The organism is Hungatella hominis (genome assembly GCF_014288005.1).
GTDB lineage: Bacteria > Bacillota > Clostridia > Lachnospirales > Lachnospiraceae > Hungatella > Hungatella effluvii.
Map to the genome: position 1 here is coordinate 149399 of NZ_JACOPB010000003.1, position 13270 is coordinate 162668.

The 13270-nt window shown below is 50.6% G+C and carries 13 protein-coding genes and 1 other annotated feature; of the genes, 5 read left to right on the plus strand and 8 right to left on the minus strand.

The window, feature by feature from the left end:
* Positions 1–2: 2 nt before the first annotated feature.
* Positions 3–1163, minus strand: coding sequence for an alanyl-tRNA editing protein (locus H8S75_RS08715; protein ID WP_187020816.1), 1161 nt, complete (start codon positions 1161–1163; stop codon positions 3–5).
* Between the two features lie 153 nt (positions 1164–1316).
* On the opposite strand from H8S75_RS08715, the gene H8S75_RS08720 reads away from it, so the two are divergent.
* Positions 1317–1571 carry a keratin associated protein 6-2-like protein gene (locus H8S75_RS08720; protein WP_081034236.1) on the plus strand — a complete coding sequence of 85 codons (255 nt, stop codon included), beginning with the start codon at positions 1317–1319 and terminating at the stop codon, positions 1569–1571.
* A gap of 145 nt (positions 1572–1716) precedes the next feature.
* Here the strand turns inward: H8S75_RS08720 and H8S75_RS08725 are convergent, their stop codons facing one another.
* Positions 1717–1866: a hypothetical protein gene (locus tag H8S75_RS08725; protein ID WP_167437694.1), complete on the minus strand. Its 150-nt coding sequence runs from the start codon at positions 1864–1866 to the stop codon at positions 1717–1719.
* Positions 1867–1940: 74 nt separating this feature from the next.
* On the opposite strand from H8S75_RS08725, the gene H8S75_RS08730 reads away from it, so the two are divergent.
* A complete protein-coding gene (locus H8S75_RS08730) occupies positions 1941–2492 on the plus strand; it encodes a hypothetical protein (protein WP_055655798.1) in 552 nt (183 codons plus the stop codon).
* Positions 2493–2530: 38 nt separating this feature from the next.
* Positions 2531–2812, plus strand: a complete 282-nt coding sequence (locus H8S75_RS08735) for a hypothetical protein (RefSeq protein ID WP_187020818.1) — start codon at positions 2531–2533, stop codon at positions 2810–2812.
* Positions 2813–2823: 11 nt separating this feature from the next.
* Here the strand turns inward: H8S75_RS08735 and H8S75_RS08740 are convergent, their stop codons facing one another.
* From H8S75_RS08740 to H8S75_RS08765, 6 genes are all read right to left on the minus strand, one after another.
* Complete coding sequence (locus H8S75_RS08740; RefSeq protein ID WP_187020819.1) at positions 2824–3630, minus strand: L,D-transpeptidase family protein; 807 nt, start codon at positions 3628–3630, stop codon at positions 2824–2826.
* Between the two features lie 233 nt (positions 3631–3863).
* On the minus strand, positions 3864–4250 hold the full coding sequence (locus H8S75_RS08745; protein ID WP_002600082.1) for a hypothetical protein: 387 nt from the start codon (positions 4248–4250) through the stop codon (positions 3864–3866).
* Between the two features lie 195 nt (positions 4251–4445).
* Entirely contained in the window at positions 4446–6860 is a 2415-nt protein-coding gene (leuS, locus tag H8S75_RS08750) for a leucine--tRNA ligase (RefSeq protein ID WP_187020821.1), read from the minus strand.
* A 117-nt stretch (positions 6861–6977) separates the two neighbouring features.
* Positions 6978–7226 (minus strand) — a binding site (T-box leader).
* Positions 7227–7302: 76 nt separating this feature from the next.
* Complete coding sequence (locus H8S75_RS08755) at positions 7303–8208, minus strand: CPBP family intramembrane glutamic endopeptidase (protein ID WP_187020823.1); 906 nt, start codon at positions 8206–8208, stop codon at positions 7303–7305.
* 227 nt (positions 8209–8435) lie between these two features.
* Positions 8436–10538 carry an elongation factor G gene (locus H8S75_RS08760; protein WP_187020825.1) on the minus strand — a complete coding sequence of 701 codons (2103 nt, stop codon included), beginning with the start codon at positions 10536–10538 and terminating at the stop codon, positions 8436–8438.
* A gap of 118 nt (positions 10539–10656) precedes the next feature.
* The gene (locus H8S75_RS08765) at positions 10657–10911 is read right to left on the minus strand and encodes a hypothetical protein (protein ID WP_187020827.1); all 255 of its coding nucleotides are present in this window, start codon (positions 10909–10911) and stop codon (positions 10657–10659) included.
* Positions 10912–11142: 231 nt separating this feature from the next.
* Between H8S75_RS08765 and aroF the strand changes: the two genes are divergently transcribed.
* Complete coding sequence (gene aroF / locus H8S75_RS08770; protein WP_187020829.1) at positions 11143–12156, plus strand: 3-deoxy-7-phosphoheptulonate synthase; 1014 nt, start codon at positions 11143–11145, stop codon at positions 12154–12156.
* On the plus strand, positions 12156–13253 hold the full coding sequence (locus H8S75_RS08775; RefSeq protein ID WP_187020831.1) for a prephenate dehydrogenase: 1098 nt from the start codon (positions 12156–12158) through the stop codon (positions 13251–13253). The genes aroF and H8S75_RS08775 overlap by 1 nt, the downstream gene beginning before the upstream one ends.
* Positions 13254–13270: the final 17 nt, after the last annotated feature.

Genomic DNA, 13270 nt, shown 5'->3' on the forward strand with positions numbered 1-13270 from the left:
ATTTACTCCTTTACCCGTTCTGTAAATGTTTCCAGAATCTCCTGTTTCGCTGCCTGAAAGGTACCCTGGGCCATCAGGGAGCTTCCGCCGCCTTTTCCGTTTAATTCTTTGTTTAAGTATTTGCTCAATTCCCGCATGTCGGAACTGCTGCTTCCTGCCGCATACTGGTAGCTGCCTTCCGTACCGGAGCAGACCAGGACCACGCTTCCTCTGCCGCCCTCATAGAGCATGGTGCAGTACTGGCGAAGCTGAATCGGCGCCAGCCCCTCCTCGAATACCGCCAGAGGCTTTTGGCTGCGCTCAAGCTGTTCCATTCTGGCCGCAAACAGTTCCTGATACAGCTGGTTGATCTTCCCATCCTTCATACCGCTTTCACTCTTTAACTTCTCCACGGTTTCCGTGACTTTCTCCGGCTTGGCTGAAAGCAGCACGGACAGCTCCGTCACCGTCTTCTGTTTCTTCTGGTAATCCTTAAGGGCGTCCATACCGCAGAGCATGGAAACCCGGATACCGCCTTTGTAGTGAATCATGCCGGTGATCTTAAAGATGCCGATCTCTCCGGTGGTCATGACATGGGTGCCGCAGCATGCGCAGACATCGCCGTCCGGAATCTCGATGATACGCACCTGTCCGGTCAGCTCCTTCTTGCTTCTGTACTCCATGGCGTCCAGCTCCCCGGCGGTTGGATACAGCTCCAGAACCGGCAGATTCTCTGCGATTTTCCGGTTGACCTCATTTTCTACCGCCTCCAGCTCTTCCGCCGTGAGCACTCCGTTAAAGTCAACGGTCACCTCTTCGCTTCCCATATGAAATCCCACATTATCGAACCCATACTTTTTATGTACCAGTCCCGAAAATATATGTTCTCCCGAATGGTTCTGCATGTATCCGAACCGCCTCTCCCAATCGATGGTACCTGTAACGGCTGTCCCTGCCTCTATGGGTCCGTCGGTCTCGTGAATAATCTCCCCCGCCTTTTCATGGACATCCAGTACCTTCACGGATCCCAGGCTTCCGGTATCTCCGGGCTGACCGCCGCCCTCCGGATAAAAGCCTGTCCGGTCCAGAGTTACCTGGAATCTGCCGTTCTTCCCCGTCCGGCAGTCTGTCACCACCGCCTCGAACGATTTTACATAGGGCCGTCTATAATATAATTTCTCCATATAATCTACCTCTTTTCCCGTTTGTAACTAATTATACACAAGTATTGGATAAGTTCAATCATATGAATTCTAAAATTTTACGAAAAATGTGGAAACAGTGGCAAGCAGGGTCACATACATTTAAGTGTAAACAATTTATTTGGAGGAACAAATATGAGTGATCTGGCAGCAACAAATTGTGGATGTGGATGTGGCTGTGAATGCAACAATGGAGGAAGTGGATGCAACTTTATCTGGTTGATCCTGATTCTGTGCTGCTGCGGCGGCGGTGGTTTCGGAGGCGGCTGCGGCTGCGGCGGCGGAAGTAACTGCGGCTGTGGCTGTGGCGGAAGCAACGGATGTGATTTCATCTGGATCATCCTTCTTCTGTGCTGCTGCGGAGGCGGCGGTGGTGGATTCTGCTGCTAATACATGCAGAGAAAACATTTCCACAAAACATAAAGACTGCGGTCCGGATATTCCGGGCCGCAGTTTTTTTGGTGTAACAGGGCAATTTCCTGTTACACCAAAATCCCTTCGGGCAGGATGCGCGCTCCGGGCAGGCGGCGGTATATCACCGCCTCTGATTCTTCTCCTGCCCCGGCGCGGCCAGCGGATTTTCTCCATTTCCCCCGCGGCCGGGATTTCTGCCCTGTTTTCTCTTTACGCACTCGTCGTCAATTTCATATACTGCATTGCCATCTATAATTAAACGATTTCTCATGTTTATCACTCTCCTGTAATACTAATATATGCGGCCGCATATATTGTCAACAAGAAAAGTAAGGATATCATGTTATGAACAACGAAAAAAATTCCCAGCCAGTTGACCTGGATTCCTTAATCGGTGATAACCATTTACAGATGATGAAGGCCGCCCTCCCCTATATGAGCGTGACCGAGCAGCGTTTTATCTCTCTCTTTGTCAAATTCAATGAGCTTCGCCGCACCGTAAAGCTGTTTGAGGACGAGGAGGTGGCTGCCATGGGCATCTGCTCCACAGGAGAAGACACCGAGAAGCCGGCTTCCCCCATCGATATGCTGGGCGCCATCAAACCGTTTGGTACACCGACAGAACAGGATTTAATCGATCTGATTATGAACTTTTTCCAGGGCTTTAAGCTGGCAGGAGCAGTATCCGACGCGGTTCCCGGGTCCATGGTACCGGATCCCGAGCCCACTGAAAATACGGCCAGGCAGGCACAGTCACAGACACCGCCTCCTCACCGCTCCGGCGGACCGTTCGGACGCATGTCCTTCGATCAGATCAAGAACTTTATTCCTCAGGAGCAGCAGTCCCGTCTGGAGACCATGCAGCTCATGATGTCTGCCATGCAGCAGATGAACTAATTCACCGCTACATACAAAGAAAGGAAGTTTACCGCCCTATGAATACCAACTGGAAACAGGATCCCCGCTTAAAAGGCATGGACCAACAGAAACTTGAGCTGCTGACTACATTCGCCCAGGAGGTGGAATCCGCGCCGAAGGAACAGCTGATGTCCACGATCCTCACTCTCAATTTAAAGGCCAATGAAAAAGGCATCCATTTTTCCGATCAGGAGACGGAGCTGCTCGTCTCGATCTTAAGCGGGGGAATGAGCCCCGCCGAACGGAAACGCATGGATACCTTACGCATGATTTCTAAAAATTTGTCAAAACGGAAATAAGACTCACGCCATTACTCCTGCTCCAACTGGCTGATATCGGAAACAATGACAATCCTGGTCTCTTCATCGACGCTCGTCACCAGCTTTTTCATGTACTCCTCGGACACCTTGACACAGCCCGAGGTTCCGGTGTCAGCCGCTCCATTCATGCAGTGCAGAAAGATGGCGGAACCCTTCCCAGGCACGCGGTCACTGTTGTAGTCGAGCGCCAGTCCATAGTTGTAGAACGGAACCATGGCGGCCATATGCTCCGCCGACTTCCAGTCTTTTTTTGTGCTGCTGGAATCCACCAGCTGGTTATAATGGCTGCTGCCAGGGTCATCCACCCAGTAATCGGTATCCGTCAGCTGGTGATACGGCAGAATACTGCCCGGGTTTTCCTTCACGCCAAAGGCCATGGTAAAACGGTACGTTCCGAGGGGAGTCTTCTTATCCCCTTCCTTCTTATCGCCCGTCGCTCCGTTCTTTCCATATCTCCCCGCAGTCACAAATTCTTCCGTCCAGATACCCTTATCATCCTTCGTATGATAGGAAAGGCTGATATCCGCCTCCCCCTGTCCCACCACCAGGATCAGACTGTCCGTTTCCGAGGCGGCCGGTATGTTTCCCATAAGTTCCTGCTCCTTATCGGACGCCTCTGTGTTGATATCCTTCAGGCCGATTCCAGGACCTGTCTCCCCTTTTCCGTTTATTCCCACCATGGCCTGTCCAGTCAAGCGTCCATCCGTCTGACCATACACAGCCGTTCCGGCGGCGCCGGCGTACGCAAAAAGGACCGCCCCTGTCATGACCAGCAAATATTTCTGATATCGTCTCATTCGTAATTCCTCCGATTATCATATCTTATGCTGTCATTATACACGGTACGGTCCCTTTTGTCATGCCTGAACGGCTATTTTGTAACAGTTCATACGGCTTATCTTCTTGACCGAAAAAGCCGGTCAAGAAGCATCGGATTTCCATCCGATGTAAAAATCAGTGCAAAAACGGTCTTATAAGCAAGCTTAACGCCCGCCTTTGCACTGATTTTTCCGCCGTCTGAACTGTTACGTTATTTTAATCTTACAACATGCTGACAATATATGTACACATTCTTAATTTTTTTAGCCTGCTCTCCTTCTTCCCCCAAAATGATCGGCTGTGTGCCGGATGGTGTAATGTACAGCTTAAATGCAATTCCATCCTGACCTACCTTCATCTGCCTGACCGGACGGTACTCGAACGTCCTGCGCTCAATTCCCAGATATTCGTAAATGGCATTCTCCAAATCCTTGTCTTCAAAGCATTTGGCAATATCCTCTTCCGCATTCATATCCAGAATAGCTTTCGCTTCATCAAACGTCAGATTTGCAAACCGGAAATCCCCGTCTCCCAGTATATAGGCCAGAGTCTCATTATCAAGAAGCAACAATGGGTAACCTACGCTCGACTGCTCCATAAAATACCTCCTTATCTCCGTTTATTATAACAAAGTTCTCAATTATCTGCTAGTATTATCATATCTATTTTTCTCTCATTTGTCAATATTTTCTGATTTTTTTATTTTTGTTCGTTAATTATCAAACTATTATGTTTGATTTATTCTCACAACACAAGACACCCTTCGGCTTCCGCCTCCGGGTGTCTGTAACTGCTATTTGCAAACAATATTGATAATTCTTCCTGGCACATAGATTTCCTTGACAATCGTCCCAGTCAATTTATCCGTAACCAGCGCCTTGCCGGCCTCGATCGCATCCTCTTTGGCTGTACCGGCCGGAAGCGTTACGACCGCTTTCGTCTTTCCATTCACCTGCACGGCCACGGAAATCTCATCTTCCTTCATGGCTTCCTCATCGCATACCGGCCACTGGGCATGGAATACCGTATCGCTTCCCCCCAGCTGCTGCCACAATTCCTCTCCGATATGAGGCGCGAACGGAGCAAGCAGAATCACAAAGGTGCGGAGCGTCTCCCTGTCAATTCCTCCGGTCTTCTTCGCCAGCTCGATGAATTTGTTGTTATACTCCATAAATCCGGAGATTACCGTGTTTAAATTGAACTGGTTAAACCGCTGTTCGATATCAAAGATCAGCTTATTGCGGAGACGCACCATCTCTCTCGTCGGTTCGGTCTCCTTATCCTTGCTGTCCATGACGAGATTCCAGAAACGGTTCAAGAAACGGCTGACGCCTTCGATTCCCCTGTCGTCCCATTCCGCGTCCAGCTCCGGCGGACCGACGAAGAGTTCGTACATTCTCAGGGAATCACAGCCGTAATCACGGACCAGTTCATCCGGAGATACCACATTTCCCTTGGATTTGCTCATCTTGATACCGTTCTTGCCGGTGATCATGCCCTGGTTAAACAGCTTAGTAAACGGTTCGTCGAAATCGATGACGCCGATATCACAGAGGAATTTCGTGTAGAACCTGGAATAGAGCAGATGAAGCACCGCGTGCTCCACGCCTCCGATATACATATCGACAGGAAGATATTTATCCGCCTTTTCGCGGGAAACTAGCTCCTTCTCGTTATGGCTGTCCACATAGCGCAGGAAATACCAGGAGGAACCGGCCCACTGCGGCATGGTGTTCGTCTCCCGCCTGGCCGGAGCGCCGCAGACTGGACAGGTGGTGTTCACCCACTCGTCGATGGCAGCCAGCGGAGATTCTCCCGTTCCCGTCGGCTGATAACTTTCCACCTCCGGCAGAGTTAAGGGAAGCTGATCCTCCGGAACCGGGACATTGCCGCAGTGCGGACAGTGGATAATCGGAATCGGTTCGCCCCAGTAGCGCTGTCTCGAAAATACCCAGTCGCGCAGCTTGTAATTGACCGTCTTCTTACCAATTCCGCGCTCTTCAATCATCACGGGGGCTTCTTTCTTTAAGACGGAAGACTCCATTCCGTTCCACTCGCCGGAATTGATCATAATTCCGCTCGCCTCGGTATAGGCCTGTGTCATATGCTCGATCTCCACTCCGTCTTTCGCAATAACCTGAATAATCGGAAGATCAAATTTCTTTGCAAACTCAAAGTCTCTGTCGTCGTGAGCCGGCACGCACATGATGGCTCCCGTGCCGTAATCGGCCAGCACATAGTCGGAGAGCCAGATCGGCACCTTTGCACCATTTAACGGGTTGACGGCGTAGCTGCCCGTAAATACACCCGTTTTTTCCTTATCCTGAAGACGGTCCACATTCGACTTCATGGAGGCTTCATAGATATACTTCTCCACCGCCTCCTTCGTCTCCGGCACGGCGAGACCGGCCGCCAGCGCATGCTCCGGGGCCAGTACCATGAAGGTCGCGCCGTACAGCGTATCCGGCCTGGTCGTATAGACTTTAATCGCGTCTTCCCGTCCGTCCACTTTGAAATCCACTTCTGCGCCGTAGGACTTGCCGATCCACTCTGTCTGCATCTTCTTGACCTTCTCCGGCCAGTCCAGCTTATCTAAGTCATCCAGCAGGCGGTCCGCGTAGGCGGTAATCTTTAACATCCACTGCCTTAAGTTTTTCTTCGTAACCGGTGTCTGGCAGCGTTCACAGCAGCCGTTCACCACCTCTTCGTTGGCAAGGCCTGTCTTACAGGAGGGGCACCAGTTAATCGGGAATTCCTTCTCATAGGCCAGCCCCTTCTTAAACATCTGAACAAAGATCCACTGCGTCCATTTATAGAATCCGGGGTCGGTCGTGTTGACCTCCATATCCCAGTCATATACCGCGGCGATCTCATTAATCTGACGCTTGATGTTGGCTACATTTTCAGCCGTGGATTTGGCCGGATGAATGCCCATCTTGATCGCATAGTTTTCCGCCGGAAGGCCAAAGGCATCCCAGCCCATCGGATGGATGACGTAATGTCCCTTTAAAATCTGATACCTGCTCCAGACGTCGGAGATCACATATCCCCTCCAGTGTCCCACATGAAGTCCGCTCCCCGACGGATACGGAAACATATCGAGACAGTAATACTTCGGTTTCTTCCCGTCATTGATATTTACGGGATTCTTTTTCCAGTTTTCGCGCCACTTCTTTTCAATTGCGCTGTGATTGTATGATGATGCCATAACAAACCATTCTCCTTCCTGATAAAAAATAAAATCCGGCTCCCTGGAATTCCGTAGGACAAACTTTCTTAGAAATAAAAAACGCGTCTCCACCGTCCAGGCCGCTCAGGCCATAACGATAGAGACGCGGATTCCTTCCACGCGGTACCACTCTATTTCATACAGAAGCTGTATGCACTTATCGGATACGCATTCATATCCTTCCCCCGATAACGGCTGGGATGCCGGCTGCACCTACACAAAAGCATCGCTTCCTTCAGTGAGCAACTCCAAGGCGAGTTCAGCCATCCTTCCCAACCGGCTCGCACCATACGCCGGCTCTCTGCATGTTCCAGACCGCTTACTGTTCCTCTTCACAGTATTTATGCTGACCATAAATGTATCACACTTGTGGGAACGTGTCAACCGCTATTTATCATTTCCCTGCAACTCCCACTCCTGCTTATGAAAACAGAAACAGTCCCACGGAGACAAAGAAAAAGAGGATCATGCCCAGATTTAAAAACAGGGTCTCAAACCGCCTTCCTCTCGGGATCGCCAGCATCGCGGGTTTTAAGTGGATCTCACGGCGGTAAAGGATCAGGAATACAACTCCCAGCACAACGGCCGCAATCATGAAGATGCCATAGGCCATGGCAAACCAGATATTATCTGCTGCATGAAGCGCTACAATCGATCCCATAAAATTGATCACCGCATGGAATATTACGGTATAACGCAGCTTTCCCGTGTTGATGTAGACGTATGCAAATACGACCCCCAGCCCGAAGGCATAGAAAAACTGATAAAAATTTCCATGGCTGAGCCCGAATAAGACACCCGACAGAACGATAGCCACCCGGTCGCCGTAATGAGCCACCCGGTCGATCAACAGCTTCCGGTACAGAAGCTCCTCAAATATGGGAGCCGCCACCACCGTCAACAGGAAAATTACCCACGTATCCAGATTCTCGATCAGCTCATTTACCGGATTTAAGAGAGGCTTGCCCTGGATTCCATTCACGATGCTCATGAGGACGGTTCCTATAATATTTCCAATGTACATAATGCTGATGCAGGCAAAAAAAGCAACCACCAGCCGCCCCGCGCCGAACGGCTGCCTCTGCGGCCTGCACGGCGTTCTCATGTCTTTCACAATGAGCCAGCATATCAGCGTTCCGAACAAATACATGGGAATCGAGCCCAGGAGCACGATCCACGTATTCCAGTCCCCCTTCCACCCCATTTTACCAAGAACTCCGAGTATCAGCCCCGCCTCCGCCTGCACCATAAGTCCCACCAGCAGAAATGCCGCGTATCCCACTCCGAGCCTTGAACACGTTTTCTTTATTTCTCTTAAGTAATCCATCCGGTCACTACCTCCTGACTCTTCTTACCATCACGATTCCAAGTTTATCACATCTGTCTCATGTTGACAAGAAATCTCAGGGGAAAGGAGAAAACCTGCGCAGGCCGGGGTAACAGTTCACTCCCCGCCTGGGGCACCGCAGGCGGAAAATGAACTGTTACAAGTCGGGAATGGAAATGAGGCGGAACGATCTTCCGTCCCGCCTCTCAATATCTTTATTCTTTTTCTTATGCCTCGGTTCTGTCAACCTTGGAAGCACGCTCTTCCACTTCACGCTTCTGAACATCGCCAGGAGCCTGCTCGTAGCGGCTGAACTCATATTCATACGTTCCCATACCGCCTGTCATGGAGCGGAGGTCTGTATTGTATCCGAAAAGCTCAGACATCGGAACATCTGCTTCGATGATCTGCTTGCCGTTATGGTTGGAATTCATACCCAGTACACGGCCGCGTCTGCGGTTTAAGTCACCCATAACATCACCGGTGAACTTATCCGGAACAGTAACCTTTAAGGAGGCAATCGGCTCTAACAGAACCGGGTTCGCTTCCATAAAGCCCTTCTTAAACGCCAGGGTGGCCGCCATCTTAAACGCCATCTCGGAGGAATCTACCGGGTGGTAGGAGCCGTCTGTCAGCGTTGCCTTCAGTCCGACAACCGGATAAGCTGCGAGAGGTCCTCTTAAAACACACTCTGCAACACCCTTTTCAACAGCCGGGAAGTAGTTCTTCGGAACAGCGCCGCCGAATACAGTCTCCTCGAATACGTAAGGTGTCTCTAAATCGCCGGATGGCTCAAAGGTCATCTTAACATCGCCGAACTGTCCATGTCCGCCTGACTGCTTCTTATATCTTCCCTGAACCTCAACTTTCTTTCTGATGGTCTCACGGAACGCAAATTTCGGTTTGCTTAACTCGATCTCTACTTTATAGCGGTTTAACAGCTTGCTGACTACAACGTCCAGCTGCTGGTCGCCGATTCCGTATAACAGGGACTGACGGTTCTCTGTATCGGTAACTGCCTTTAAGGTCCAGTCTTCTTCTGTCAGCTTCGACAACGCGCTGGATACCTTATCGTCATCGCCCTTCGTCTTTGTTTTATAGCGCATATACGTATACGGCGTGGAAATCTCCGGCTTATGGTATACGATCGGCGCGGAACGGAGCGCAATAGTATCTCCCGTCTGGGTTACGGATAACTTGGATACAGCGCCGATATCGCCGGCCTTCAATTCCGGAACCTCGATCACGTCTTTTCCTCTGAGCAGATAGATCTTTCCGATCTTCTCCTCTGTATCCTTGTTTACGTTATAGATATTGGAATCCGGTTTTAAGGTACCGGTACAAATCTTCATCAGAGAGTATTTGCCGATAAACGGGTCCACAATCGTCTTAAATACACGAGCGGAAAGTGATACGTTATCGTTATATTTGGCTGTAAAGCGCTCTCCTGTGGATACGTCCACACCGATACACTCGTAACGGTCCGGAGTCGGGAAGTACTTGTCGATTCCCTGAAGCACCATCTTCGCACCCTGTGCGTTAATGCCGGAGCCCAGCATAACCGGTACGATATTGCCTTCTATTACATGTTCCCGAAGTGCAGAAGAAATCTCTTCCTGAGTGAACTCATCGCCTGAGAAGTAGCGTTCCATATACTCTTCGCTCGTCTCCGCAACGGCCTCCATCAGCGCTTCACGCGCAATCCCCAGGTTCTTCTGTGAATATTCAGGAATCTCACATTCTTCATAGTCACTGTTCACCGTGAATCTGCGGCCCGCCATCTTTACGACGTTGACAAATCCGACGAACTTTTCATTCTCACGAATCGGAAGATGGAACGGTGCAATCTTTCTGCCGAACTCTTTTTCCAGTCTCAGCAGCAGTTCACGGTAGCTTGCATGATCGTCATCCATATTCGTTACAAAAATAATACGCGGCAGCTTATACTTTTCACAAAGTTCCCAAGCCTTATATGTACCAACCTCTATGCCTGCCTTGCAGTTCACTACGATAACCGCGGCGTCTGCAACGCTGATTGCTTCTTCTACTTCACCAACAAAATCGAAATAACCCGGCGTATCCAGCAAGTTAATCTTGATCGGACCGTCTTCACCCTGATACTCCAGCGGAATCAGAGTTGTGGAAATGGAGAACTGTCTCTTAATCTCTTCCTTATCATAATCGCTGATGGTGTTTCCATCGGTGATCTTTCCCATTCTGCTGACAGCTCCTGTAATCAGTGCCATCGCCTCTGCGAGTGTCGTCTTACCCGCGCCTCCGTGGCCGAGTAATACAACGTTACGGATTTGTTTGGTTCCATACACGTTCATAAACATTCCTCCTGTTCAGTATTTAAGTCTATGAGGATATTTTACTAAAAGTGTCGGAAAATTGCAAGTAGAATGTGCATTTTGCACAAATAATTTTACTTACCAAAATATGGGTATCCTACAGAGCCGGGCACCAGGCGGCCAGGGGTCTGCTTTCTCCTTTAAAATCAAGGAAAGACGCGTGATACGGGGCTTCATTCTGCTCCGCTTCATTGGCTCTGTTCCATATCTTTAAGGCGGCCTGCAGAGTGATCTCCACATCATGATAGTAATAGATACCGGCCTGAGTATGAGAAACCACGTCCTCAATCAATAGCCTGGCATCCTGGTTTTCAAACATAACTTCATTTAAATTATTCCTCGTCAGCTTCATAGTATTGATCTTCTCCTTCCTGTCAGGTTTTTACTATTTCGAACATACGTTCTTCTACTTGTTTTTATCATATCAGAACATACGTTCTTTGTCAAATCTTTTCGCACCGTCTTTGCTAATCTGCGTTAAAGCGTCGAAGTTTAACGTATAAAAGCGTTGACAACTTCTATTCTTTCGATTACAATGGTGCTTAAGCTGTTTTTGAATACTTGTTAAAGAGAGGAAACCGATATGATTATTATTATGAAACCGAACGCTTCCGAAGAGGCGGTTGGGAAAATAAAAAACCTGATAGAATCCAAAGGCCTCCAGGCTCATCTTTCCAAAGGAACGGAGGTCACCATCGTAGGCGTTGTCGGCGACAAGACGAAGCTCCAGGGCGCCAACATCGAGATGGCGGAGGGCGTGGATAAGATCGTTCCGGTCACCGAGACGTATAAACTGGTAAACAAAAAGTTTCACCCGGAGGACTCAGTGATCGAGGTCGGAAATACCAGTATCGGACCTGGCAGGCTGACCATGATGGCCGGCCCCTGCGCCATCGAAAATCACGACATGGTCATCGAGACAGCGATCGCCGTAAAGAAGGCCGGCGCAGAATTTTTAAGAGGCGGCGCCTACAAGCCGAGAACTTCCCCCTACGCCTTCCAGGGGCTGGAGGAAGAAGGCTTACAGTATATGAAGGAAGCCCGGGATGAGACCGGCCTTAATATTGTCTGCGAGGTCACCAGCTTACGGGCGCTGGAGACTGCGGTGAAATACGTGGACATGATCCAGATCGGCGCCCGCAACATGCAGAATTTTGAGCTGTTAAAGGAGGCCGGACGCGCCGGTATCCCGGTACTGTTGAAGAGGGGCTTATCCGCAACCATCGACGAATGGCTGAACGCGGCGGAATACATCGCCTCCGAAGGCAATCCCCGCATCGTGCTCTGTGAGCGCGGCATCCGCACCTACGAAACCGCAACCAGGAACACGCTGGACATCAGCGCCGTGCCGGTTATCCGCGCCAAGAGCCATCTGCCTATTCTCATTGATCCGAGCCACGCAACCGGTGTCCGCGCCTACATTGAGCCGATCTCCAAAGCCGCAGTCGCAGCAGGCGCCGACGGTCTGATCGTGGAGGTTCACCCGTGCCCGTCCTGCGCGCTGTCCGACGGCCCGCAGTCGCTCACCTTTGAACAGTTTGAGCAGCTTACCGAAAACCTGAAACCTTACGCAGCGCTTGCAGGGAGGATATTTTAATGACTGATTCCACCATTGCCTTTATTGGGCTTGGTCTCATCGGCGGTTCCATAGCCAGAGGGATCAAGCGTGAAAAACCGGATACGAAGATTATGGCATACATGCGGACCCGTTCCAGGCTCTTAAGCGCCCTGGATGAGGGCGTGATCGACGTGATACTCGACGGAGTCAATGAACAGTTATTCGATTGTGATCTCATCTTTCTGTGCACCCCCGTGGAATATAACGCCCGCTACCTTGCCGAAATCAAACCATTTTTAAAGCCGGGCGCCATCATCACCGACGTGGGGAGCACCAAGACCGACATCCACGAGGCGGTCATCCGGCTCGGGATGGAGGACTGCTTTATCGGAGGCCATCCCATGGCCGGATCCGAAAAGACAGGCTTCGAGAATTCCACGGATCATCTGCTGGAAAACGCCTACTACATCATCACCCCCACCCGCACCTCTTCCCCGGAGGCGGTGGATCGGCTGATATCCGTCGCTTCGCTGATCGGGTCCATCCCCATCGTCCTGGACTACCACGAGCACGATTCCGTCACGGCGGCGATCAGCCATCTGCCACACGTGATCGCCTCCAGCCTGGTGAATCTGGTCAGGGATGCCGATAATCCGGAGGGTCTGATGAAACGTCTGGCCGCCGGCGGATTTAAGGATATTACCCGAATCGCCTCCTCGTCTCCCGAGATGTGGGAGCAGATCTGCATGACGAACCGGGCGCCTCTGGCCGCCGTTCTGGAGCAGTATATCGCCTCCTTAAACGGAACTCTGGAAAAGCTCAAAGCGGGTGACAACCAGTATCTCTCCCGGCTGTTCGAGACTTCCAGGGACTACCGGAACTCCATTTCCGAGCGGAACCAGGGCTCTGTCACACCGGAATATTCGTTTACCGTAGACATGGCGGACGAGGTCGGCGCGATCTCCACGCTGTCCGTTATCCTTGCGGCCAAGGGCATCAGCATTAAGAACATCGGCATTAACCACAACAGAGAGCACGGGGAGGGCACGCTCAAGATTATCTTCTACGACAAGGAAACCATGGACATGGCGTGGAAGCAGTTAGAGCGCTACCATTACGACCTGGTGCGTGTCTGAAAATTGATATACGGAGG

Excerpts from the sequence above, each read along its gene's own strand:
- H8S75_RS08745 (WP_002600082.1), bottom strand. The coding sequence starts at position 4,250 with ATGGAGCAGTCGAGCGTAGGTTACCCATTGTTGCTTCTTGATAATGAG.
- H8S75_RS08755 (WP_187020823.1), bottom strand. The coding sequence starts at position 8,208 with ATGGATTACTTAAGAGAAATAAAGAAAACGTGTTCAAGGCTCGGAGTG.
- H8S75_RS08735 (WP_187020818.1), top strand. The coding sequence starts at position 2,531 with ATGAATACCAACTGGAAACAGGATCCCCGCTTAAAAGGCATGGACCAA.
- leuS (WP_187020821.1), bottom strand. The coding sequence starts at position 6,860 with ATGGCATCATCATACAATCACAGCGCAATTGAAAAGAAGTGGCGCGAA.
- H8S75_RS08730 (WP_055655798.1), top strand. The coding sequence starts at position 1,941 with ATGAACAACGAAAAAAATTCCCAGCCAGTTGACCTGGATTCCTTAATC.
- aroF (WP_187020829.1), top strand. The coding sequence starts at position 11,143 with ATGATTATTATTATGAAACCGAACGCTTCCGAAGAGGCGGTTGGGAAA.
- H8S75_RS08725 (WP_167437694.1), bottom strand. The coding sequence starts at position 1,866 with ATGAGAAATCGTTTAATTATAGATGGCAATGCAGTATATGAAATTGAC.
- H8S75_RS08775 (WP_187020831.1), top strand. The coding sequence starts at position 12,156 with ATGACTGATTCCACCATTGCCTTTATTGGGCTTGGTCTCATCGGCGGT.
- H8S75_RS08715 (WP_187020816.1), bottom strand. The coding sequence starts at position 1,163 with ATGGAGAAATTATATTATAGACGGCCCTATGTAAAATCGTTCGAGGCG.
- H8S75_RS08740 (WP_187020819.1), bottom strand. The coding sequence starts at position 3,630 with ATGAGACGATATCAGAAATATTTGCTGGTCATGACAGGGGCGGTCCTT.
- H8S75_RS08760 (WP_187020825.1), bottom strand. The coding sequence starts at position 10,538 with ATGAACGTGTATGGAACCAAACAAATCCGTAACGTTGTATTACTCGGC.
- H8S75_RS08720 (WP_081034236.1), top strand. The coding sequence starts at position 1,317 with ATGAGTGATCTGGCAGCAACAAATTGTGGATGTGGATGTGGCTGTGAA.
- H8S75_RS08765 (WP_187020827.1), bottom strand. The coding sequence starts at position 10,911 with ATGAAGCTGACGAGGAATAATTTAAATGAAGTTATGTTTGAAAACCAG.